A 23,957-nucleotide genomic window follows, 5' to 3' on the forward strand; every position below is an offset into this window, starting at 1 on the left:
TTATGTTATTCTCCTTTATACGTTATTTTCCCTTTAATCTACCTAGCTAATTAGTTATTTGACGCATATGCTATTTATAATGAAAACGGGAGGTTGCTTCATGTCAAACAAATACCTAGATTTACTATCATATTTTGGAATTGGAAGTGCTCATCCAGGTGGGTTTGGATTAACACAATTTCTTTTAAGAAAAGAGAAAATTCAAGCGTCTGAGTCTGTTTTAGATATTGGTTGTGGAACAGGAAAAACCTCTGCTTTTTTGTCTACTAAGTATGGTTGCAGTGTAACAGCTGTTGATAACCATCCACTTATGATAAAAAAAGCTCGGGAGCGTTTGGATTTACTGGAGGGTACCATTCATTTAATCGAAGGGGATATCGAACACTTAAATTTAGAAGAGAATTCTTATGATGTCATTATTTCCGAATCAGTCCTTGTATTTACTAACATAGGCAATACCTTAAGTGAAATAGCTCGAATGCTAAAAAAGGATGGCAGGCTACTATTGATTGAAATGACTGGCACCTCCAATCTTTCGGAGCAAGTAAAGGAGAAAGTGAAGGAGCTCTATGGCGTTCAACAGCTATTTAGTGAGGAAGAGTGGAAAGATTGTTTGCAAAAGGCAGGATTTCAGCATATTGAAATGCTTGAGCCTCCAGTCAATATGGAACAAATAGACATCGACGACATAAATCCATCCAGCGAAATAGATATGTCACTTTATGATCTTTGGGATGAGCATAACCAATTTCTAAATGAATATAGTGACGTAGTAGGCTACCGGATTTTTAGATGTCGTCTATAGATATCTATTAACCTTTAATTGAAAAACTAGATCCTGCAATAATTTCCTTTGCTGTTTTCCGGTATAGTTCCCCGTTTGGGAATGGCCCCTGTTTTTTTACAAAGGAGTCCACTAAATGAAAGCCAATATGATACCCTATCCATTTTGGAAAGGGACTTCTAGGTTGGCCAAATAGAAAGATCTGATGATTTTTTATATCCCTTACTTTTAAAGAGGGAATAAAATGCTTTTTCCATATTTCTAGTGCTTCATCGTGTGAATAGAGTTCAATCCATGGGGCTAACCTTTTTGCTCCACAAACCTCTTTTACTGCATATTCCCCCAGACCTTCAATTATGAGAGAATCCTCCAAGGTTGTTTTTAAAGGAGAAAGGTTCAAAAATTGGAGCCTGCAAACATGATTATATTCATGTACCAGGGAAGCTTTGATTTCCTCATCAGAAAGATCTTTAGACACAAATAAAAACAATGCCTTTTTATATGCCACGCCATTTTTAACTGGTAAGGGCTCTCTTGCCTGGCCTGTGCCTCTTGTTTTAATAGGGAAGATATAAATCGGCACCTTGGGACCATTCCACAGTTTTCTTAACTGCTTATATTCATTATTTACTAGCTCCCATACTTTCCTTTCCTCCATTTTTTCTACAATGCTTTTCACTTCCTGCCATTCGTTTGGTTCAAATAATCCAAATCGTAGAAGTTCATAATGAATTGCTTCTCTATTTGTCTTAGGAAAAATATCCATCAGCGGCTCACATAGAAATTCACCCTGAAGCTGATAGACATCTTTCCTCTCTTCTTTTTCGCAGGATTCAATAAATTCATATAACCAACTAGAAGTTTTGATAACAGCCAACCTATCATTCCTTTCTCATTTCCTATTATCATTTCAGGTTTTGTATAAATCTTAAAACTATTAAGCCTAGTATTCATAGACGATTGTCTACTGTGAAAACTTCCATACGGCATATGTTATAGAACATACTTGTATGTAATTTTTTGAGAGAGGGGGACAAAAAATGAATCAATCACAAACATATGATTTATGCTGTAGATACCATGGAAAAAGAGTAAGAATTACGGACAACCAAGGTAGAACACATGTAGGACAAATTACAAAGGTTGATCGGGATATGGTATGGATTCGGCCTAACAATAACTTTGGAGGATATGGTTTAGGTTGGGGCTGGGGATTCGGACCAGGATTTGGTTACGGTATTGCATTAGGTGCAATTACTGGAATTGCTTTAGCTGGGGCTTTTTTCTGGTAATACTTCTTTTTTATACTTCTAAAAAAGGGAATGGGCTAGGACCTATTCCTTTTTCATTTTAGATTAAATTGTATTAAATGCCCGTTGCATGTAAAAGAAAATTCAGATTCTCTTGTGATAAATGCTTTCTACGCGCGGATTTATACCGATGGATTTGATGCCTGCCACTACAATTACATATTAATAAATGTTAGTGCTTTACCGGTAAAGTGCTGTTGACTCGAATACTCTTAATTAGTATGTCTTCCTGTTTGCCGAACAGTGATGTTGCTGATCTTAAGGCGTTTAAGATACAGATGTTCTTGAATTTAAAAAGCATACCACATAAGCGGTATGCCTTAATGTTATAGTATGCAATTGTCCAAATAAGTTACCTAGATAGCAGTAAATCCTCCATCAATTGGTACGACAGCACCATTAATGTATTTAGCCTCGCTCATCAATAAAAAGGAAACCAATTCAGCAACTTCCTCTGGTTGTCCTAAACGACGTTGTGGAATTGTAGCGGAAACTGCCTTAAATACATCTGGATTCATTTCTCTATATTGTTTAACCATAGGGGTTTCAGTAGATCCTGGAGCTACTGCGTTAATTTGAATTCCCTGATTTGCATATTCGGCTGCTAAAGATTTGGTAACACCGACTATACCATGCTTTGTTGCTGAATAACTTACTACACTTTCCTGTCCTACCAATCCAGCCGTAGAGGAAGTATTAACTATGCTACCTCCCCCATTTTTAATCATTTCCGGTAGTACGTAATATAGGCCGTATAAGGCACCTCTTAAGTTAATATCCAAAACAAGATCAATTTGCTCAATCGAATTGTCCAAGAATTTTTTACCTGGCCCTGAGATTCCTGCATTATTAAAGAACATATCTACCGAGCCAAAGGTGCTCACTGTTTTGTCTACGTACTGCTTAACCTCTTCAGCATTAGTAACATCTGCCTTGATAAAGATGCCCTTAGCTCCTTTTTCTTCAATCAAACGAACAGTTTCGTTCCCTTGCTCCTCTGACACATCAATAATGCTAATATTGACGCCTGACTCTGCAAGTTTTAAGGCTGTTGCTCGACCCAGCCCGCCACCGCCACCTGTAATGATTGCTGTCTTACTTGTACTCATATACATAACTCCCTTCTTACGTTAGCTTTCACTTATTAAATTCCCTAAACTAAACTCATAAAACATTATTTCAATATAGTAGGGAAACTATAAAGTCTCTCGTATTATTATGATATAAAATTCCTTCATCATACTTGAGTTAATTTCATAACACCTATTTTTATGAAGACATACGAACAATTAAGAAGAGAACAATTATATATGCAATATTTTCTAAAATTATAATTTAATTAATTTCTTGGCAAAGTGCTATAAAAAAACCCCGTAAAAATTAGATTAGTGTCTAACTTTTACGGGGCAGTTCATAACAAAGGTGGTGTGTTTTTTTATTTACTTAAGCTAATGCTTGCTCTAAGTCCTCAATTAAATCCTCTACATCCTCGATGCCTACAGAAATACGAACTAACCCATCGGTAATGCCCAATTCTGCTCTGCGGTCACTCGGTATTGATGCGTGAGTCATACGAGCAGGCACAGAGATTAAACTCTCAACTGCTCCTAAACTTTCGGCCAGTGTAAAGTATTGAAGCTTCGCTAAAAGTTCATCTGCCTTTTCAGCACTTCCGACATCAAAGGAAATCATTCCTCCAAAGCCAGTAGTTTGTTTTTTCATTAGTTCATGCCCTGAATGGGTAGAGAGTCCAGGATAAAATACTTTCCCAACCGCCTCATGCTCACTTAAAAATTCTGCAATTCGCTGGGCACTTTCATTGTGCTCTTCCATGCGTAGCCCTAATGTTTTAATACCACGCATCAATAGCCATGAATCCTGTGGACCTAATACTGCTCCAACTGAGTTTTGAACAAAATGCAGTTCGTTAGCTAACTCTTCAGAATTAACTACAGCTAGGCCAGCCACTACGTCACTATGACCGCCTAAATACTTTGTAGCACTATGCACAACAATATCGGCACCAAGAGAAATTGGTTGTTGGAAATAAGGTGTCATGAACGTGTTGTCGACAATAGTTAACAGCCCTTTCTCCTTTGCATATTTTGCGACTGCCTCTATGTCAGTAACCTTAAGCAAAGGATTTGTTGGGGTTTCTAAGAAAATAGCCTTTGTATTATCTGTAATAGCAGCCTCCACATTGGCAAGGTCTCCAGTATCGACGAATGTTGCGTCAATTCCAAAACGGTTCAATACTTTAGAAATAACTCGAAAAGTCCCACCATAAACATCATCTGTTAATATGACATGGTCTCCCTTGCTAAAGAGCATCATTATAGAGCTTGTTGCTGCCATGCCTGAGGAAAAAGCAAAACCTGCTGCCCCTCCCTCTAAATCACTAATCAAGACTTCTAATGCATGACGAGTCGGATTACCAGTACGTGAATATTCGTATCCCTTAAATTTACCTACTGCCTCTTGCTTATACGTACTTACTTGGTAAATCGGTGTAGACACTGCCCCTGTTGCTTCATCTCCAACGATCCCTGCATGAATAAGCTTTGTTTTTGCGCGCATATTTTATTCCTCCTTGAATAATTCATATACCTTCTGACTCAAATATCGTTCGCTAGAATCTGGGAAGATGGTTACGATATGGCTTCCTTCTTTAGCTACCTCCGCTTCCTTAATGGCTGCATAGAATGCTGCGCCAGAGGAACTTCCAACCAGTAAACCCTCTTTCTTCGATAGTCTACGTAACTCGGAAAAGGCATTCTTATCACTTACAGTATGAATTGCATTGAAGTAGGATGAATCCATAAACTTCGGTAAAAATTCCATACCGATACCTTCCGTTGTATGAGAACCAGCTTCTCCTCCATTCAAGATGGATCCAACTGGCTCAACAATTACTGTTTTTATTTTTTCATTCCGTTGCTTTAAAAAGATGGAAGTACCCATAAAGGTACCTCCTGAACCAGCACCTGCCACAAACACATCGATTTGACCTTCTAAATCCCTCCAAAGCTCTGGGCCCAGAGTTTGAACATAAGTGTTCGGGTTAGCTGGATTGGAAAACTGCGACGGTGAAAATGCATTAGCTGTTTTCTCTACCAACTCCTGAGCTTTATTAATGGCTCCTTGCATACCCAATGATGTATCCGTATTGATGACATCTGCACCTAGCGCCCGCATCAGCGTTTGCTTTTCTTGGCTGAATTTTTCTGGAACGACAAATACAACATTATATCCCTTTCCAATGGCAGCGAGTGCAAGTCCTATCCCTGTATTTCCAGCTGTAGGCTCAACAATCGTCCCACCCGGCACAAGTCTACCTGATTTCTCGGCATCCTCTATTAAAGACAAACCTAATCGATCCTTTATGCTTCCTCCAGGGTTTAAGTATTCTAATTTTGCAAAAATACGACAATTGTTTGGAATTGAAATGTTTGTTATTTCTATTAGTGGCGTATTTCCTATTAACTCCTGGACATTTCGATAAATATTCATTTATGCTTCCTCTTTGTAAATTTGTCGCCATTCGTCTTTTTTCGCTAGCATTTCAGAAGCAATTTCTTTTGCCCCTTCTAAGCTATGACTTGCAGCCCATCCACACTGTACCTCATTACAAGCTGGGACCTCGGTCGCCTGAAGAACATCCTCTAATGTTTTTTCAAGAATTTCTAAAATTTCATCGTAATTCTCATGGTTGATCACAGAGAGGTAAAATCCTGTTTGACAGCCCATTGGACTTAAATCCACCACTTGTTCCGTATGATTGCGAATATTTTCAGCCATCAGATGCTCAAGTGAGTGCAAACCCGGCATTTCCATATGCTCTTTGTTTGGTTGTTTAAATCGGATATCATATTTGTATATTTCATCTCCATTGATACCTTCTTTTTTTCCTGCTAGGCGTACGAATGGTGCGACTACTTTTGTATGGTCTAGGTTAAAGCTTTCTACGTTCATTTTTTTCATCATTATTCGCTCCTTATTTTTTCGTTGCGTCCATGATCCAGACATAATCATTCATCTTCGAGAAGTGTGCCTGAAATCCTGCTTCTTCAAATAATTTCGTTAAAATTGGAATGGTCGTATAGTATTCTCGTTCTAAATCATCCGCTACATTATGAAAATTTCTAGATCTTTCTTTTTTTATCTGGTCCTGCTTTGCTTCCTCTGTGATAAATGCGGTATCCGCAAACACGACCTTGCCATTTTCCTTCAGAAGCGCTGAATATAGCTTTAGAGCCATTCCTTTTTCTTCATCCGTCAGGTGATGAAATACAAAAGAGCTGACAATAGAATCCACATGAGATTTCCCTATTTCAAACTGTAATAGGTCACCATCAATTATTTCTCTTTTTGGGAAACGTTCTGCTGTCATCTCTCTCATTTTTTCGTTCGGCTCGATGCCAATGACAGAAAAGTCTTTTTCAACTAACTTTGCTGTCAAGTTACCAGTTCCTGTACCAAATTCAACGACAGAATTCCCAGAAACACGATTGACTACTTCATTTAAAATAGTGTCATAGCCTTCAAAAACATCACGATACTCAGGATCCTTTCCTGACACCGAAGCCTCGTATGAATCTGCCCATCCATCAAAAATATCTACAAATTCTCTACCCATTCGTTAAAACCCCTTTTAATAAGTATATTAAACCAAGTTGTTTACTTTGTTTTAACACTTTTATTTATATCATATTCAGAAGACGAATAAAAGGAAGATGTTTCTATTTTTATACCCCTTCTCTATACAAAAAAACAAAAAGAGCAAACCAGATAAAGGTTTGCTCTAGAATTTTTATAGAAATGTAAATTTATTTTAGCTATCGCTGACTGATGTTTTAAAACAATTTCAACAAACATCAACTCAAAAAAATATGCTAATCATTAAATATATCTATTTAGTTTTAATTCAAAGGTTGGGTTGGTTACATATTCCTTGTAAATTACTTTTCCTTCGAATTCTAGATAAGCTTGATATCTTAACCGAATTGCATCTGCAGTAATCATACTTAGTACCTCATTCTTCGGCACCCATGCTACCTCAGACGTTTCTTCAGAGGTACAAAGACTTCCACCAATTGGCTTACAAACAAAATCCATCATGATTTTAGTCGGAACATCTGTTACCCCATCATGCCATTTGTAGGTTCCTGTGTTGGAATATAGACCGTATAGCGTTAATACTTTCACATCTATACCGCTTTCCTCTTTTACCTCTCGGATTAAGCCTTCGATAACATTTTCTCCGTTTTCGATTTGCCCCCCTGGATAAACCCATCCACCATGCTCTGTTTTCACTAAAAGAATGTTGCCTTTTTCATCTTCTACAATTCCGCCTGCAGCTAAAATATGCGTTGGCATATTCATCTTCATACCCCCTATTTGAAAAAATTTCTATATAAGGGTATTTTACCATGTTACAGTGGGAAGAAAATAGGAATAAAAATCATCATGACGATGAACATGACTAACTGTAAAGGAATACCTGCCTTTACAAAATCGAAGAATTTATAACCTCCGGCTGTCATCACTAAAGCATTAGTCGGAGACGCAACAGGTGTTGCGAACGCCATACTAGATGAAACAGCAATGGCTATTAAGAAAGTATAAGGATTTGCACCCATACTAAGTGCTGCATTCATTGCAATTGGAGCAAAAAGAACGGCGGTGGCTGTGTTACTTATAAACTGACCAAATACCATTGTAATAAAATAAATACCTGCCAATACACCCAATGCACCTAAACCACCAAGGAGGTCAATTATTCCTTTAGACAGAATGACCATACCACCTGTATTTTCTAGAGCTGTAGCCATAGGTAGCATAGCTGCTATAAGAATAATACTTTCCCAGTTCATCTTCCCGTAAGCATCATCCATATTACGCAAGCATCCTGTTACGACCATTAATACTGCTCCTATTAAAACAGAAATTACGGCAGGGAATATTTCTGAAATCATCAATACAATCATTAGCACCATAATTGCTCCTGCAATAGGTGCCTTTCCGCTTGCTGCTGCCATACTTGCGTGTTCTTTTGGCTGTCCTACCACTACTACGTCATTTGTTGCCTTGGCTAAAAGCTCAATTTCCTCCCAGGCTCCTTGAATAAGCAAGGCATCTCCAAATCGCAGTCGTACGTTTGCCATCTCACTCAATACATAGTCACCCTTACGATTTATCCCCAATATATTTAGATTATATTTTTCACGGAAGCCGATGCTTGCAACTGTTTCATTAATCAGACTAGAATGTGGAGTCAATAATACCTCTGCAATTCCAAGCTGCTTAGAAACTAGCAAGTCTGGCATCGAATCGTCATCATCCACTTCCAGCAAATAATCCTTTGCCAAATCCTCGGTGTTTGTCAAAGAACCTTGAATATAGAGAACGTCCTTCGCCTGAATCGTACTTAGAGGACCTGCCATCTCTTGGTACGTCATTGGCAAAAGATTCATCCCTTCCATCGATTTACGATCAATCTTTAAAATAGCTAAATGATATTTCGCAGGTAGCTTTAAATCCGTTAATTTCTTTCCAATCATTAGAGAATGCTCAGGAACCTTCAAGCGATGCAGATTGCCCCCAAGCTCATAATCGACAGCTAGCTGTTTAGGTGAAAGCTTATGACCATCTCTGACTGCATCCTTCTTACTTGCTCTTGGTAGAACCCAATTTCTTGCCACAACAAAGTATAAGATACCTACAATAATAGCAATCACACCAACTGGAGTTATTTCAAAGAAACCAAGCTTTTCATAGCCATTGTCAACAAGCACTTGACTAACAATCAGGTTCGCCGGTGTCGCTATTAAGGTTAGCAAACCCGATAAACTACTTATATAAGAAAGTGGTATTAAATACTTGGACGGACTGCTATTGATGCTGATTGCAATACTGATGACAATTGGTAGCATTAATGCAACCGTTCCTGTATTACTCATGAAAGCCCCAACACTTCCTGTAATAAGTAACAGCAAAATAAATAATTTTTGTTCACTTTTTCCAGACCACTTGAGTAAAAGATTACCTGCGCTTTGGGCTAGTCCCGTTCTTACAATTCCTGCTCCAACGACAAATAATCCTGCAATCATAATTACAACGGAGTTAGAAAACCCTGCAAGCGCCTCTGAAGGGTCTAATACACCCGTAATAACAAATGCCAATAGTGCCAGTAGCGCCACTAAATCTGCTCGAATTCGATTGCTTATAAATAAAACGATACTAATCGCCAATATACTAAATGTTATTGCTAACTGCATATCTAAGTGAGCTCCTTCTGTTTTCGTCTCCTCTTATTATATAAAAAGTATGGACGAAGTAACCCCCAAATAAATCAAAGGTTGTTACAAATTAATATCAGAGCTTTAAAGAAGGAGTAAATAATAATGATGGGAAAGAGCAAAATGATTTGTTTACCAACTAACCAGCGTTTTCACATCTCTACTAACCTTTATTTACACTGTTATAGGCCGCATGAATGGCATCCCAATCATGTGGTCTAGCCATTCTCTTTTCTATGCTTTCTAATGGCTGAAATCCATATTGTTCATACAAGGTATGCGCATCCTTAGTTGCCAGATGGAAGTTTGTCCCCTTCAAATATGGATGGTTCACAATAATGCTCATTAGCCATTTACTAAGCCCTCTCCCTCTGTAATCAGGTAGAACAAAAACATCCCCTAGCCATGAATGTCTAACCAAGTCAGAAACTACTCGAGCAAATCCGACCAGTTTCGCTGTTCCAGATGTAGGATTTCCTTCATAAATTCCATAGCATAAAATTGAGTTCTCAATGGAGGCCTCGACCAAAACTTTTGTTACTCCTTTGAGCCAGTAGGAATCATTCGTTAAAAAATTATAAATGACGTCTATATCTAATAAACTCTTATCCGTACTAATATAAAAACCGTCCTTTTCTATTAATATAGCCTCTTTAATATGTAACATTATTCATTCACATCCATTTTCTTCATTTTCATTTAAATATACTCTTTTCCAAATATAATTGTAAATACTTGTCTAAATTTTAAAAAAGTTATAGTTAGCGTTCTATATTTCTTTTATAGTATGTATAAAGGAGTGGAAGTTAAATGACATTATTAAACAGATTAGAAAAAGGAGATAAAATTGGAATTTATTCTCCCTCGTCGCCTATTACTTATTCCTCACCTAAGCGTTTCGAAAGGTCAAAGGCTTTTATTCGCTCAAAGGGTTTTGAGATAGTTGAAGGAAGCTTGACCGGAAAGCACGACCACTATCGATCAGGAAGTATTAAGGATCGTGCAGAGGAATTAAATGAGCTAATCCGAAATCCGGAAATCCGTTGCATCATGTCCACTATTGGCGGTACGAACTCGAATGCAATTCTTCCATACATAGACTATGAAGCATTTAAGAAGGATCCAAAAATAGTAATCGGTTATTCTGATGCAACAGCCGTCCTTCTAGCGCTCTATGCCAAGACAGAAATACCAACCTTTTATGGACCTGCACTCGTACCTTCCTTTGGAGAATTTGAGCCTTTCGTCGATTATACATATGATTACTTCTCTCAAATGCTAATCGAGCAGCAACAAGCTCCGTACATTATTCCAACTCCTCCGTATTGGACAGACGAAATGGCCAATTGGGAGGATAAAACAAAGGAAAAAGAGCAGCGAGACAACCAATGGATCTGCATAAATAAAGGAATTGCCGAAGGAAGACTCATCGGTGGCAACCTGAACGCGATGTATGGATTCTGGGGAAGCCCCTATATGCCAAGCATTAAAGAAGGCGATATCCTAATGATTGAGGACACCATGAAATCAGCCTCCATAGTAGAAAAAAACTTCAATTTATTGAAGGTCAATGGCGTTTTCGACCGAGTCGGAGGCATTATTTTAGGGAAGCATGAGCTATTTGATGATTCCGAAACGGCAAGACAACCATACGACATTCTCTTAGAAACCATTGGCGACCTAAACATCCCTATCCTAGCAGACTTCGACTGCTGTCATACTCATCCGATGCTAACGATGCCAATTGGTCGCAAGGTAAAGCTAGATGCTACGAACAAAGAAGTAACAATTATGGAACAATGGATTAACTAAAAGAGTGTAGCCCGTGAGCTACACCCTTTTAGTGTGGGTTTGTCTTTTAGGAGGGACAGATGTGGAGACCGTGGATGTGGATGGGACGTAGTGTTACGGGAAATGACACTGTTGCGGAGATGGAAGTAAGTGTTGTGAAAAACTTTGGGAGTGTTGCGTGTAACTCGGAAAGTGTTGCAGTGACGTGGACAAGTGTTGCGCAGAAGGTGCTTAGTGTTGCAGAGAGCATGAAATATTAAGTAGACTTGAGAGAACCTTGCGGTGATGGAGTAGAACATTGCAGAGTTGCGACCGAACCTTGCACTGATCGATTGAAACATTGCAGAGACGGAGCCGAACCTTGCACTAATGCTGTTTTACTCACAAAGTTCACTCACTTTTCCCGATGTCTTCTATATTTTCCAGTACATTAACTCTTCAAGCGTAAGTCCTTCGTGAATAAGTTTTTGTAGCAAAGCATACTTAGCATCATGCTTGTGATGGCAGAGGAGCTTGTAAATACGAAAATGATTAATATTTGATAGCGAACTGCTTCAACTGGGTCTGCTCCGGCAATAATCATTCCTGTCATCATCCCTGGGAGCTGGACTAGCCCCACTGTTTTCATGGCATCAATAGTTGGAATCATACTGAATTTAACTGAACGCTTTAGCACGTCTTGTATAGCTTGCCTGCTTGTAGCTCCGAGTGAAAGAAGTGCTTCTATTTCTCCTTTTGAAGTATCTGTCTCCCGTTTTAATTGAGTTAAAAATAACCCGCAAGCAACCATTGCATTACCGATGGTCATCCACTTAGTGGAATGATATATTGAGGAGTCGCCTCAATAATATGTAGGCTGAGTAGCAACCCCATCATTAATATCTCCATTGTCGCGATCGACAAAATGATTCTCCAGACAACGCCAGTCATTCCCTTAGCACGTTTTGCCGCATTCAAAGCTGCCACTACGATCATCACACATATTATTAAAATGATAAAAAATATATTCTCGGACTGAAACACAAATTGTAAGACGTAACCGACTGCTAATAATTGGACTGCAGCACGAACCGTTCCTACTGCAATATCTTTCTCCAAATCAAGCTTTTGCCAAACTGAAACTAGCATCGTAATAATCACGAATAAAAGAGTAAAACTAAGCGCTAAAAAACTCATTTGAACACCTCGTCCATCGAAACATCAAAAAATGAACGAGCATCAGTATCAATTGATAGCTTGCCATCCTCCATTAGCCATATCCGCTCACCAATACTCTTTGCCTGCTGGGTATCATGCGTGACAAGAATAAATGAAATGGCTTCTTCCTTGTGAAGCTTTAGAAGTAGACCCTCCACGTATTCCTTACTCTGCTGGTCAAGAGAAGCGGTTACTTCGTCTAATAATAGAATAGTTGGTCTTAACAGAAGTGATCTGATAAGAGCCACTCGTTGCTTTTCCCCACCTGATAAATCCTTCGCTTGCTTGTCCCAGCTGAGATGCTGGAGCCCCAACTTCACCATTAAACTATTTGCATATTTCTCTTCGAAGGGTTTATCATGTAAACGACTTACTGTTTTCAAGTTATACTCTATAGTTCCTGGAAGCATAACCGGATGCTGAGACACATAAGCGATGTTCATTCTCCATTCACGAGCATCCTGAGATTTGGAGGAATTACCCTTATATTTTATTTCTCCTTGGTCAAATTCTTCCATTAAACCAATTGTGCGTAGCAGAGTGCTTTTTCCCTGACCTGACTTACCCAATAAAACCACCCGTTGCGGAGAGGTAATAATAGTAGTGATATTTTCAAACAAAAATGGACGATGACTATCCCCTTCTGTTTTCCAGTAATTTTTAGTTACATTATTTAGTTCAAGTAAATGATTCATTTTGTTCTTCCCATTCTTCTCTTAATAATCCCATACGGATAGAATCATAATAGACCCCATTATATAAACGGCACTTTCTCATGCGCGCTTCCATTGTCATTCCTAACTTTTCTCCAACCTTGACCATTCGTTCATTGCCCGACCATGTTGTAAAACCAACACGTATCAGGGGCATTTCGTGAAAAAGATGATCAATCCACATTTTAAGCGATTTGGTTCCGATGCCTGAATTCCAGAACATTGAATCATAAATGAGGATCCCCATCTCTAACCACAGGGAAGCCTCATGCTCCCAATAATAACAAAGCGAACCTACTAAATCGTCGTTCACATATATCCCCCAAAAATCCTCTTGGTTCATGAAATAGTCTTTTTTCTGGATAAATTGTTCATATGTCATGGAAGTGTAGGGCTCAAAGGGGGCATCCCATTTTTTCCATTCTGGATAATCCTCTTTTAGGCTCAATTCCCATAAACGATATAATTCATCTTCTTTTACAGGTCTTATAATAATCTCTTGCACTTTCATGCCCCCTAACATACTTGCATATAATTTTATCACACTATTCTTTTTAAAGAATATTTCCTAAATAGTTTCTATTGTGGTAGAGTGTTATTTGTAAAAAAGTACATATGTAAAAGGAGTGCTACTCTCTTGGGTGGAAATCAGCAATTACAACGAGGCTTAGAACAACGGCATATCACCTTAATGTCATTAGGTGCTGCAATAGGTGTGGGGTTATTTTTAGGCTCCGCAACAGCCATTCAATTAGCTGGCCCAGCCATCCTAATCTCCTATATTATTGGCGGTCTAGCTATTTTCATCATCATGCGTGCCCTTGGGGAGATGGCAGTACATAACCCAGTATCGGGATCTTTTAGCAGATACGCAAAGGATTATTTGGGTCCACTAGCAGGATATATAACCGGATGGAATTATTGGTTTTTATGGGTAGTTACCTGTATGGCCGAAATTACAGCGGTTGGTGTATACATGAAAATGTGGTTTCCAGATACCCCATCATGGATTTGGGCATTAGCAGCTTTAGTTATCATGACATTAGTTAATTTGATAGCGGTTAAAGCATATGGAGAATTCGAGTTTTGGTTTGCGCTTATTAAAATCATAGCAATCCTTGCTATGATCTTCGTCGGACTTGGAGTTATTATTTTTGGAATCGGGAATGGCGGTGTAGCCGTAGGTATTAGCAATCTATGGACAAACGGTGGCTTTGCACCGAATGGGATTTCCGGCATTTTCATGTCCCTTCAGATGGTCATGTTCGCTTATTTAGGCGTAGAGATGATTGGGGTAACTGCAGGAGAAGCAAAAAATCCTAAAAAAGTTATTCCTAATGCTATCAATACAGTATTCTGGCGTATTTTATTGTTCTATGTTGGAGCATTGTTCGTCATTATGTCGATTTATCCTTGGAACGAAGTTGGAAATAATGGCAGTCCGTTTGTTTTAATGTTTGAACAAATCGGTATTGGACCTGCAGCGGGTATTATTAATTTTGTCGTATTGACTGCTGCTTTATCAAGCTGTAACAGTGGAATTTTTAGCACAGGAAGAATGCTCTTTAATCTGGCAGAGCAAAAGCAAGCTCCTGCATCCTTTAAAAGAATCAGTGGCACGGGCGTTCCTTCTAAAGCGATTATTTTTTCAGCTACGCTGTTATTAGTAGGCGTATTATTAAATTATTTAGTACCGGAAAAGGTATTTATTTGGGTAACGAGCATATCCACCTTTGGAGCTGTTTGGACGTGGGGAATTATTTTATTGTCCCAATTAAAATTCCGTAAATCCTTAACTAAGGGTGAAGTCTCAAGGCTTTCCTATAAGGCATTATTTTATCCATATGGTTCGTACATTGTGCTAGCCTTTTTAATATTAGTGCTTGGTCTTATGGCATATTTCCCTGACACTAGAGTTGCTGTAATAGTTGGACCGATTTGGATCATCGGCTTAGTTTTTAGTTATTACAAAAATGGTTTTCATAAAAAGTCAAATCAACGGTAAAAAAAGAGGCCGGGACAAAACCCACCTTAGAAATTCAAGAGTCCCGGAAATTTACTATTAGTAAATTTCCGGGACTCTTTTCGCTGTTCTCCGCTACCGCAGACGCTTTCCTGTGGGCACATGTTGAGTCTCCCACGCGTTTGTCCCCTAGGAGTCGCCGCATTCGCTCCGAACAAATAAAATTTCTTCGATATCAAGTGAAAACTGTATATAATTTCAGGAATAAAAGAGGACATCTTTAGTTAAATTTATATTTACCAAAACGAAATTCATTCAGAATAAAGTATCAATCTACTCACAGCATTTTTACCTTGCTGAATCTACTTACGTCCCAGCCTCTTTTTCTTACTTCTAGATATATTTTTCAAACCAGCCAGTAATTTGTTCGAGTCTTGTTTGACGAAGGTTTGGTAGTCCAACACGCGACAAATTATGATCTGATTGAGGAAAACGGACAAAGCTTGTTTCTTTCCCCATTCCCTTTAAAGTGATATAGAGCTGTTGCCCCTGCTCGATTGGACAACGATAATCATTTTCGCTGTGTAAAATAAGCAAAGGAGTTTCGACATTCACAGCATACTTTAAAGGAGATGCATCCCATAGCTTATCAATATCTGTCATGTCCGCACCAATTTGCCAAGGTGTGAAGTAATATCCTATATCGGAAACTCCATAAAAACTAATCCAGTTGGAGATAGAACGCTGGGTCACGGCTGCTTTAAAGCGATTCGTATGTCCGACAATCCAGTTAGTCATGAAACCACCATAGCTTCCTCCAGTCACCCCTAATCGTTCCTTATCAATCCAATCGTATTCAGACAATACATAGTCAACACCTGCCATAATGTCCTCATAGTCCCCTCCACCATAGTCACCTCTTACGGCATCTACAAATTCTTGACTATATGAATGGCTTCCTCTCGGATTTACATATAAAACACCATATCCCTTGGCTGCCAGTAGCTGCAGTTCGTGAAAAAATGTATTTGCGTACAACGTATGTGGACCACCATGAATCTCTACAACAAGCGGATATTTTTTCCCTTCTACATAGCCTGCTGGTTTAATAAGCCAGCCATGGACATCCCATTCTTTCGCTCCTTTATAAACAATCGCTTCCGGTTCGACAAGTTCTACTTCCTCTAAAAGCTTTTCATTGAATGAAGTAAGTGCTTTTCTTTCACCAGTCGTCAAATTAAGCCTAAATAATTCCCCGGGAAATACTGAATTGCTAATTGTACCAAGCGCAAAAGTGCCATCATTTGCAATATCGTAGCCGTATACATGCTCATTTTCTGGTGTTGCTGGATATAGTTCACCCTCTAAAGAAGCAAAATAGAGCCGCACATCTCCCATAGAAGAAAGCTGGAAATATAAATGGTTATCCTTTGTCCACACAACATTCGGTGCACTGGAACCTTGTTGTAAATCACCTCCAGCATAATCACCGACTGGCGCATCAATACCTTCTGTTAGTATTTCTTTTAAACCAGTTTGAGTATTATATACATACACTTCAGCATGGGTAGCATTTTGAAAAGTTCTATTCGCTCCAACAAAAGCAATATACTGATTGTCATAGGAAAAAGAAGCTCCGCCGAAATATCCATCCTCATCCACTAATAAGCTCTCTTCTTTTGTTTCCGTGTCAACCAAATAAATCGGTTGCTTAAATGAAAAGTCTTGATTTTCCTCTCTATTAACTCCAATGACTAATTTTTTGCCATCATAAGAGACTGCCTGAAGGCTATGTTGATGATTACCTTTTGTAAACTGTTCGATTTCTTCTGTTTCAAGATCGATTCTTCCAATTTGTCTATATACGTCCTGAGGTAATAATCCAACACCGTCTGCATGATATTTCATTTTATCTACTACGTATGCTTCTGGTTTCTTGTTTCCTTCTTTTTTAGGCTCATCATCCCAGTTCGCTCCCTCTTTTAAAGGTGCAACAAACCATATTTTCTTGCCACAAGGGGACCAATTAAAACTAGTAACTCCTTTTTCTAGATTAGTTAGCTTTTTTGATTCTCCACCTTTGGTTGATAATAAAAACAGTTGATTTTTATCTTCTCGGTTAGACAAAAAGGCTATGTATTTTCCATCGTTGGACCATCTAGGGGACGAAATATTTTCCTTTTGGTGTGTCCACTGAGTCACCTCATCTGTTTCTAAATTAACATGATACAAATATGCATAATATTTGTTATCCTTCTCACTCATCTCCGTACGGATAAACACTGCTTCCTTGTTAGATGGAGAAATTACAGGATTAGTGATGGACTGTAGCTTGAATAAATCCTTTGCTTCTAGCTTTCTTTTATTCATTCATTATTCCTCTCTTTCATTTCTGTATTCCCATTTATTTCGACATTCGAAATCAATACCCTTTATTTCACCTTAAAAATGAATCATTTTTTAATTTCCTAACATTATATCAAAGAAAACTAAGAGTCATTCTACTATGTGTCTAGTACTCTAGCATTTCATTGAACAAAAAATGCCTCCTATTTAGGAGGCACTTTGGCAGCTTATTTAGTTTTAGATGTTGGCTTCAAAGTACGACGCAATATTTTACCTGTCGTATTTTTAGGAAGCTCCTCTAAAAATTCTATACTCTTTGGTATTTTGTATTTTGCTAGTTTTTCAGCACAATAATCATGAAGTTGCTCCTCAGTTAAGGATTCATCCTTTTTCACAACGAAAGCAAGAACCTCTTCACCAAAGTTAGGATCTGGAACTCCAATGACTGCCGCTTCCACAATACCCGGATGCGCAAACAACACTTCCTCAACCTCACGAGGGTAAACATTGTAGCCACCTACGATAATCATATCCTTTTTACGGTCTACGATATAGAAATACCCTTCCTCATCTTGACGAGCTAGGTCTCCAGTATATAACCAGCCGTTTCGGATTGCATTTTCCGTTTCCTCAGGCATCTTATAATAGCCCTTCATGACATTTGGTCCACGTACAATCAGTTCGCCAACCTCTCCCACCGGTACCTCTTCCCCTAATTCGTTAACCACTTTGTTTTCTACATTAACGATAGAAGTACCAATAGAGCCCGCCTTACGGTCACGATCGATTGGGTTAAAGCAAGTAACTGGAGATGCTTCGGATAAACCATACCCTTCCGAAATACGAACTTTAAATTTGTCCTCAAAATTGTGTAAAAGAGCAACCGGTAAAGAAGAACCTCCGGAAATGGCTAAACGGATTGTAGAGAAATCCTCCACTTTTCCTTCTGGGAATTGATATAGGAAGTTGAACATCGTTGGCACACCTGCAAACACAGTTGCCTTCTGCTCTTTAATGATTTGGAAAACTTCCTGTGGACTGAATCTAGGAACTAATAAAATAGTAGCTCCCATTAATAATGGCGCATTCACAACAACTGTCAGTGCAAAAACGTGAAACACTGGAAGAGTCGCAACTATGCGATCGTCCGTGCTAAAGTTTAAATACTCAGCCACGTCACGAGCATTCGAATAAATATTGTCAAATGTCAGCATGGCACCTTTTGGATGACCAGTTGTCCCAGAGGTATATAAAATAATAGCTGTATCATCCGAATCTACATCCACTAGAGGCACTGCTTCAGCCGGAGTAGATATCAAATATGTAAACGATTTCACCTTTGGCTTTAATAGAGAGGGAAGAGCCGCTAGCTTCTCAGCTGTAGTTGGATCAGTCTCACATATTATATAATTCTCCACGGATGAAAAAACACCAGCTGCCTTTTCTACTAACGGTATAAAAGCATCTAACGCAATAATAGCTTTAGCGTCACTGTTTTTTACGATGTAGCTAATCTCATCTGGTGTGTAAATTGGATTGATCGGTACTGCAGTTGCCCCTAAACGCATCGAAGCATAAAGAGATATTAAAAAATGGGGTGAATTTCCGAGCAAGAAGCCAATATTGTCTCCTTTTTCTACCCCTAATGATTTCAAAGCTGCCGCAAAACGTTCTACGGACTGATTGAACTCTGCGTATGTTGTATCTTCCCCCATGAAATGATATGCAATTTTGTCCGGATTTTTTAATGCCCTTTGTTGAACGTGTGTCACTAAACTCATTTTTACAACTCCCATCTATTTTGAATGAATGGTCATTCATAATCCCCAATATTAATTATATAAGAAAAGTTTTGACAATTCAATATAAAATGAAGGTTTGCACCATTTGAGCGATATCTAATATGCCAACTAATCAAATGAGGAGCAAGGAAATCCCCCTTACTCCCACTTCAATTTTATTCTAGAATATGCGCGATATATCTCCATCTGATCAAGTAAAAATAGGAGAGCTGTATAATCGTGAAGGCTATTAACACTAATAGCATTTCTTTAGCTATAGATACGGCAGCTAGCTCTACCCAGAATGCCTGTAAAAATAAAAAAGAGAAGGTGCTATGAATCATTGCCAATCCCCATGGTAAGAAGAATTGCGGAATAAGCTGTCTATTGACGATTTTAACCAATTCCTGATCTGTTACTCCCATTCTTCTCAGTACATCATATTGCTTTTTATCTCTTTCTAAGTCTGTATAGAGCTTAAAGTAGACAAAGCTACCTGCCGCAAGGATGAGCACTGCTGCTACTAACAGTCCCGTAAAAAGAAGCAAGGAGAAGGTTGCACGAATAATAGAATAGTTTAAACCTGGATTTACATAATAAAATGGATTAGGATTCGTTCCTGTTGCATTTACCGTCTCATTCATAATTCGATCAAGATCCGTACCTATATCCTTGGTCCGAAGCCATTCAGAAACGTGAAAAGCATAAAAAGTCATCGATGATTCCTTTATCCCATAGCCCGTAAGTGGTTCGGTTATAAGCATATAATCCTCATCGCTAACTATTATGGATCTATTCTTAATAGCCAATGATGGGAATATTAGCTTTGTATAAATGCCTTGAATGCGAATAGGAATATTACTTTCCTCAAGGACTGTCTGTTCATTTTCGACCTGCACGCTACCAAAATCCTCTTTCGTATTCGGCACTAGCAAGGCCTGCCCCGATTGTAAATCAATAAATGGAATCTCGAGAGCGAGTGCTAGACTATTCACTTCAGACTCTTTAATAATGTTTATAGGATCTCTAGTGCTAGAAGAAGTCTGTATTTTCAAATGAAACTTAACTAAATCATAGGAAAGTCCTTCTCGTTGCAGTTCCCCTGTAAGTTTCATCACATGCTGCTGTTCAAAGGGGTTGTCCCAATCGCTTGAATAGAAGATACTTACGGGATTCAGCTCTCTAAACTGTGTCGTGAAAGAAGTAAAAGAAGTTACTATTCCCACTGAAAGAAAGGCTATACAGGAAACGATTGTTACTACAAAGAACATTTTAGCGTTCTCTCGTATTTTAATGGATGCATCTGCAAAAGCGATTAATCGAAAGGGATGCCAGTATAGTTTTTTCTTTTTCCTAATAATCTGTAACAAATATAATATGCTGTCCGTGTAAAAGTAATAGGTCCCCCAAAATGCGAGAATCACTATAACAAAGCTAAGTGCAATATGCATTTGAAATGCGGAGTAAATCACTAGACCATACGCAGTTAAAATGAGCACAAAGCCTAAAACTGCTCGCCACTTCTTATAAGAGGTAGGTCCCTCATCATTACTATAGCCTCTGAGCAGCTGTATAATGTCTCTTTTTCGAATAAACACTACACTACTGATGGATATTACAACAAACAACGTGACAAAAACAATAATTGTCAGTGCAAATGGTTTCCACGACAAATATAAAGGCAGACTATCCAGCAAGAAAAGCTCACGGATAACCATAAAAAAGAATTTAGAAAAGGAGAATCCAAAAAATATTCCTACTGTGACTGATATTAGCCCTAACAGCATCGTTTCTATGAAAATCATACGATTTAGCTGTTGCTTTTGCATTCCTAGATTCAATAGGACGCCAAATTCATGTGACCTAGCCTGAATAAATGCGCTCATCGAATAAAACAAAAAGAACAAAGTAAAAATGATTAAAATAATCTCGGCAATAAGCATCCCACCAAATGCTATATCACGTAAAAACTGGTCTTCTATCTTTGGATGAAACATTAGCATCGTATAGACGAAGAACACCATGACAGAGAAGCTACTAGCTAGAAAAAAAGCCGCGTATACTCTGCTGTTCCTTATGACATTATGATAAGCAAATTGTTGAAAAGTCATTTACATTTCCACCTATTTTTTATTTCCAAGAATTTAAATTAGATTCGTAATGAATTCAGGTCATTCACGTTTCCACCTAACAGAGAAAGAACATTCAATATTCTTTGGAAGAACGTTTGTCTACGATCATCCTTGTATATCTCATTGAAGTATTCTCCGTCCTTGATAAACAACACTCGATCACAGTAGCTTGCCGCTATTGGATCGTGTGTCACCATAATAATGGTCGTGTCACTCAGTTTATTAACCTGTGTCAATACTTCTAACACGTCTCGTGCAGCTTTCGAATCCAAGTTCCCTGTAGGCTCATCAGCAAGAATAATAGAAGGTCTATGTATCAAAGCTCTACCTATTGCAGTTCTTTGTGCTTGACCACCAGATATCTCGGCTGGTCTCTTCTCCAGAATATTCGTCAGGTCTAGTGATTCAGCAATTTTTTCAACTTTCTCCTTCATTTTTTCCACTGGCTGCCCATCCAATGTTAAAGGCAAGACCATATTTTCCTCCACAGTGAGCGCTGGGAGCAGATTAAAGTTTTGAAATACAAAGCCAAGCTGTCTTCTTCTAAATAGAGATAAATCATCCTTGTTAAGCTCTAAAGGATTTAAACCATTAATAAGAAGGTCACCTGAAGTAGGGCGATCAATGGTGGATATTATATTGAGTAGTGTGGTTTTTCCGCTTCCTGAAGGTCCCATTACCGCAAGAAATTCTCCCTTTTCCACTTCAAAGCTCAGCTGATTGATGGCAAGGTGAGCCACTTTCCCTTCATAAACCTTTGTTATATCATCAAGTACTAATATCGACATCCATTTCAGTCCTTTCTATTGATTCTAGCTTTTCAAACAGGATAGAAACAGTCGTCCCTTCACCTACGTTAGAGTTAATTTTCATTTTATGGCCTAAACGATTACAAATTTCTTGCGCAAGATATAATCCCATACCGGTAGATTCTCCACTTTTTCGTCCATTTTCTCCAGTAAAAAAAGCCTTGGTTACTCGTTTAATGTCTGAAGCCGGTATGCCAATTCCTTCATCCCTTACACACAGTATTACTTTGTCGTCTTCAATAGTTGTTTCAAAAAATATTTTTTTATTTTCATTCATCGTATATTTAACGGCATTTGTCAAAAATTGAGCCACTACGAAACGAATCCATTTGGCATCTGTCGCTATTACACAGTTCTCGTCCATTTCAATGACAGGATAAACACGATGACTAATAAATAATCGTTTATTTTTAGAAACCTCTTCTGTCACAACTTCCTTCAAATTAACCTGTTCGATATGCATATCCTCTTCAAATGTGTCTAGTCTGGCATTCATGAGAACCGCTTCTAATCCACGCTTCAACCGGTCGGTCTCTTCTAGAACACTTTTTGAATCTACCTGCTCTCCATTTTGGCTCATCATTTCTAATACTGAAATTGGGGTTTTCATTTGATGCACCCAGCTGTTCATAAATTGCAGATGTCTATTTTGAGTAGCGTAAAGGAGCTGGACCTCTTTTTGGTACAAGCGATAAATATGCTGTAAATAGATTTCAACCTGCTTTACCTCAGGTGAATGAGCTTCTTTTTGTAGGACAACCTCAATTTTGTTGGGAACAGAGAGAATCTTTTTATAAAAAGACATCCTTTTTACAAAAAGGGTCCCTAAAAAGGTTAGTGTAAGGATTGTACTAATAACAATTGAATAAACTGCAGTATCTATGTTGCGAAAGCCGTCCAACCAGTAGAGGAGCATAATAAATAGCACAAGAAAAAACTGAAATATAATAAAGATGGAATGCTCTCTTATAAATAAACGAAACATCTTATGATTCCTCCGAACTTAGGTTTAAGCGATAACCTGCTCCTCGTACAGTTTCAATCGTAGAAATAACATGATAATCCGCTAGCTTTTTTCGAACACGTGTCATATTCACATTCAGCGTATTTTCATCCACAAATGATTGATCGTCCCATAGTTCCTCCAGAAGCTGTTCCCGTGTTACGACCTTTGGATGATTTCTGATAAGTAAATCTAATATCGTACATTCCTTCTTTTGTAAAGGAATTTCTTCGTTTCCAATATGTAGCTCCATGCGCTCCAAAAACAACTGTAGCTTACCTGTCTTAACTACTCTTTCCTCTTGTTTTGTTGCATATTCACCATAGGTTCTTCTTAAGTGACTTTTTATCTTTGCTAGGACGATTTCGTAATGAAAAGGTTTGGTGATAAAATCATCACCGCCATTTTCAAGAGCGAATATTTGATCCATCTCGCCAGATCTCGCAGAAACAAAAATAATTGGGCAAGTAGTCAGCTGTCTTAATTGACGACACCAGTAATAGCCATCATAGGATGGCAAGTTTATATCCAGCAATACGATGTGAGGGTTAAAGGCAGTAAACTCCTCCAAAATTTGATCAAAGTCTTCTATTGTATGCACTTCATAGTGGTATTTTCTTAAAGTATCAGCTAGTAGAGCTGCAATTTTTTTGTCATCTTCAACTACTAGCACGCGGTGTGTTTCCACAGGAATCCTCCTCCTATATCTTTCTGTCTTTATCATATCAAAAATACCTTTATTATTCTTTATACACTCTAATATTTCATACAATAATAATATTCTTCTTTTACAAGCTATAAATGTCTTTAGTGTTGCTCCCAAATATTTT

The 23,957-nt window shown here is 38.3% G+C and carries 22 protein-coding genes and 1 pseudogene; 5 read left to right on the plus strand and 18 right to left on the minus strand.

The genetic code is table 11. The annotated features are described in order from the left end of the window. Positions 1 to 100 precede the first annotated feature (100 nt). A complete protein-coding gene (locus MKY94_RS15750) occupies positions 101 to 805 on the plus strand; it encodes a class I SAM-dependent methyltransferase (RefSeq protein ID WP_154310074.1) in 705 nt (234 codons plus the stop codon). 7 nt (positions 806 to 812) lie between these two features. Here the strand turns inward: MKY94_RS15750 and MKY94_RS15755 are convergent, their stop codons facing one another. Continuing rightward, complete coding sequence (locus MKY94_RS15755) at positions 813 to 1,661, minus strand: DUF2268 domain-containing putative Zn-dependent protease (protein ID WP_342577354.1); 849 nt, start codon at positions 1,659 to 1,661, stop codon at positions 813 to 815. A 163-nt stretch (positions 1,662 to 1,824) separates the two neighbouring features. Between MKY94_RS15755 and MKY94_RS15760 the strand changes: the two genes are divergently transcribed. Further along, entirely contained in the window at positions 1,825 to 2,076 is a 252-nt protein-coding gene (locus MKY94_RS15760; RefSeq protein WP_144539087.1) for a hypothetical protein, read from the plus strand. A gap of 374 nt (positions 2,077 to 2,450) precedes the next feature. Here the strand turns inward: MKY94_RS15760 and MKY94_RS15765 are convergent, their stop codons facing one another. The 8 genes from MKY94_RS15765 to MKY94_RS15800 form a co-directional block, all read right to left on the minus strand. After that, positions 2,451 to 3,203, minus strand: coding sequence for an SDR family NAD(P)-dependent oxidoreductase (locus MKY94_RS15765; protein WP_342577356.1), 753 nt, complete (start codon positions 3,201 to 3,203; stop codon positions 2,451 to 2,453). Positions 3,204 to 3,537: 334 nt separating this feature from the next. Next, entirely contained in the window at positions 3,538 to 4,671 is a 1,134-nt protein-coding gene (locus MKY94_RS15770) for a bifunctional cystathionine gamma-lyase/homocysteine desulfhydrase (protein ID WP_154310072.1), read from the minus strand. Positions 4,672 to 4,674: 3 nt separating this feature from the next. Continuing rightward, positions 4,675 to 5,604, minus strand: coding sequence for a cysteine synthase family protein (locus MKY94_RS15775; RefSeq protein WP_144539093.1), 930 nt, complete (start codon positions 5,602 to 5,604; stop codon positions 4,675 to 4,677). Beyond that, positions 5,605 to 6,075 (minus strand): S-ribosylhomocysteine lyase, encoded by a 471-nt coding sequence (locus tag MKY94_RS15780; RefSeq protein WP_144539095.1) that lies wholly within the window; start codon positions 6,073 to 6,075, stop codon positions 5,605 to 5,607. 13 nt (positions 6,076 to 6,088) lie between these two features. Next, positions 6,089 to 6,730: a class I SAM-dependent methyltransferase gene (locus MKY94_RS15785; protein ID WP_340844771.1), complete on the minus strand. Its 642-nt coding sequence runs from the start codon at positions 6,728 to 6,730 to the stop codon at positions 6,089 to 6,091. Positions 6,731 to 6,993: 263 nt separating this feature from the next. After that, entirely contained in the window at positions 6,994 to 7,476 is a 483-nt protein-coding gene (locus MKY94_RS15790; protein ID WP_340844772.1) for an NUDIX hydrolase, read from the minus strand. 50 nt (positions 7,477 to 7,526) lie between these two features. Next, positions 7,527 to 9,371, minus strand: a complete 1,845-nt coding sequence (locus MKY94_RS15795; RefSeq protein WP_154310067.1) for an SLC13 family permease — start codon at positions 9,369 to 9,371, stop codon at positions 7,527 to 7,529. A gap of 184 nt (positions 9,372 to 9,555) precedes the next feature. Beyond that, positions 9,556 to 10,059 (minus strand): GNAT family N-acetyltransferase, encoded by a 504-nt coding sequence (locus tag MKY94_RS15800; protein WP_144539103.1) that lies wholly within the window; start codon positions 10,057 to 10,059, stop codon positions 9,556 to 9,558. A 143-nt stretch (positions 10,060 to 10,202) separates the two neighbouring features. On the opposite strand from MKY94_RS15800, the gene MKY94_RS15805 reads away from it, so the two are divergent. Then, positions 10,203 to 11,204, plus strand: a complete 1,002-nt coding sequence (locus MKY94_RS15805; protein WP_342577359.1) for a S66 peptidase family protein — start codon at positions 10,203 to 10,205, stop codon at positions 11,202 to 11,204. 59 nt (positions 11,205 to 11,263) lie between these two features. Continuing rightward, on the plus strand, positions 11,264 to 11,443 hold the full coding sequence (locus tag MKY94_RS15810) for a hypothetical protein (protein WP_342577360.1): 180 nt from the start codon (positions 11,264 to 11,266) through the stop codon (positions 11,441 to 11,443). A gap of 170 nt (positions 11,444 to 11,613) precedes the next feature. Here the strand turns inward: MKY94_RS15810 and fetB are convergent. From fetB to MKY94_RS15825, 3 genes and pseudogenes are all read right to left on the minus strand, one after another. Next, a pseudogene (gene fetB / locus MKY94_RS15815) lies at positions 11,614 to 12,359 on the minus strand (iron export ABC transporter permease subunit FetB). Further along, positions 12,356 to 13,075 (minus strand): ATP-binding cassette domain-containing protein, encoded by a 720-nt coding sequence (locus tag MKY94_RS15820; protein WP_342577361.1) that lies wholly within the window; start codon positions 13,073 to 13,075, stop codon positions 12,356 to 12,358. Before MKY94_RS15820 ends, fetB begins: the two are co-directional and overlap by 4 nt. After that, positions 13,059 to 13,604 carry a GNAT family protein gene (locus tag MKY94_RS15825; RefSeq protein WP_342578693.1) on the minus strand — a complete coding sequence of 182 codons (546 nt, stop codon included), beginning with the start codon at positions 13,602 to 13,604 and terminating at the stop codon, positions 13,059 to 13,061. Before MKY94_RS15825 ends, MKY94_RS15820 begins: the two co-directional genes overlap by 17 nt. 126 nt (positions 13,605 to 13,730) lie before the next feature. On the opposite strand from MKY94_RS15825, the gene MKY94_RS15830 reads away from it, so the two are divergent. Next, positions 13,731 to 15,098 (plus strand): amino acid permease, encoded by a 1,368-nt coding sequence (locus tag MKY94_RS15830; RefSeq protein WP_144539114.1) that lies wholly within the window; start codon positions 13,731 to 13,733, stop codon positions 15,096 to 15,098. A 351-nt stretch (positions 15,099 to 15,449) separates the two neighbouring features. Here MKY94_RS15830 and MKY94_RS15835 read toward each other — a convergent pair whose 3' ends face one another. The 6 genes from MKY94_RS15835 to MKY94_RS15860 form a co-directional block, all read right to left on the minus strand. Further along, positions 15,450 to 17,426 carry a S9 family peptidase gene (locus MKY94_RS15835; protein WP_342577362.1) on the minus strand — a complete coding sequence of 659 codons (1,977 nt, stop codon included), beginning with the start codon at positions 17,424 to 17,426 and terminating at the stop codon, positions 15,450 to 15,452. 203 nt (positions 17,427 to 17,629) lie between these two features. Further along, the gene (locus MKY94_RS15840; RefSeq protein WP_342577364.1) at positions 17,630 to 19,183 is read right to left on the minus strand and encodes a fatty acid--CoA ligase family protein; all 1,554 of its coding nucleotides are present in this window, start codon (positions 19,181 to 19,183) and stop codon (positions 17,630 to 17,632) included. Positions 19,184 to 19,359: 176 nt separating this feature from the next. Further along, complete coding sequence (locus tag MKY94_RS15845; protein ID WP_342577365.1) at positions 19,360 to 21,294, minus strand: ABC transporter permease; 1,935 nt, start codon at positions 21,292 to 21,294, stop codon at positions 19,360 to 19,362. Positions 21,295 to 21,332: 38 nt separating this feature from the next. Continuing rightward, positions 21,333 to 22,103, minus strand: a complete 771-nt coding sequence (locus MKY94_RS15850; protein WP_342577366.1) for an ABC transporter ATP-binding protein — start codon at positions 22,101 to 22,103, stop codon at positions 21,333 to 21,335. Then, entirely contained in the window at positions 22,084 to 23,109 is a 1,026-nt protein-coding gene (locus tag MKY94_RS15855) for a sensor histidine kinase (protein WP_144539122.1), read from the minus strand. The genes MKY94_RS15850 and MKY94_RS15855 overlap by 20 nt, the downstream gene beginning before the upstream one ends. Position 23,110: 1 nt before the next feature. Continuing rightward, on the minus strand, positions 23,111 to 23,815 hold the full coding sequence (locus tag MKY94_RS15860) for a response regulator transcription factor (RefSeq protein WP_144539124.1): 705 nt from the start codon (positions 23,813 to 23,815) through the stop codon (positions 23,111 to 23,113). Positions 23,816 to 23,957: the final 142 nt, after the last annotated feature.

Source organism: Psychrobacillus sp. FSL K6-2843, from assembly GCF_038626375.1.
GTDB classification, from domain to species: domain Bacteria; phylum Bacillota; class Bacilli; order Bacillales_A; family Planococcaceae; genus Psychrobacillus; species Psychrobacillus faecigallinarum.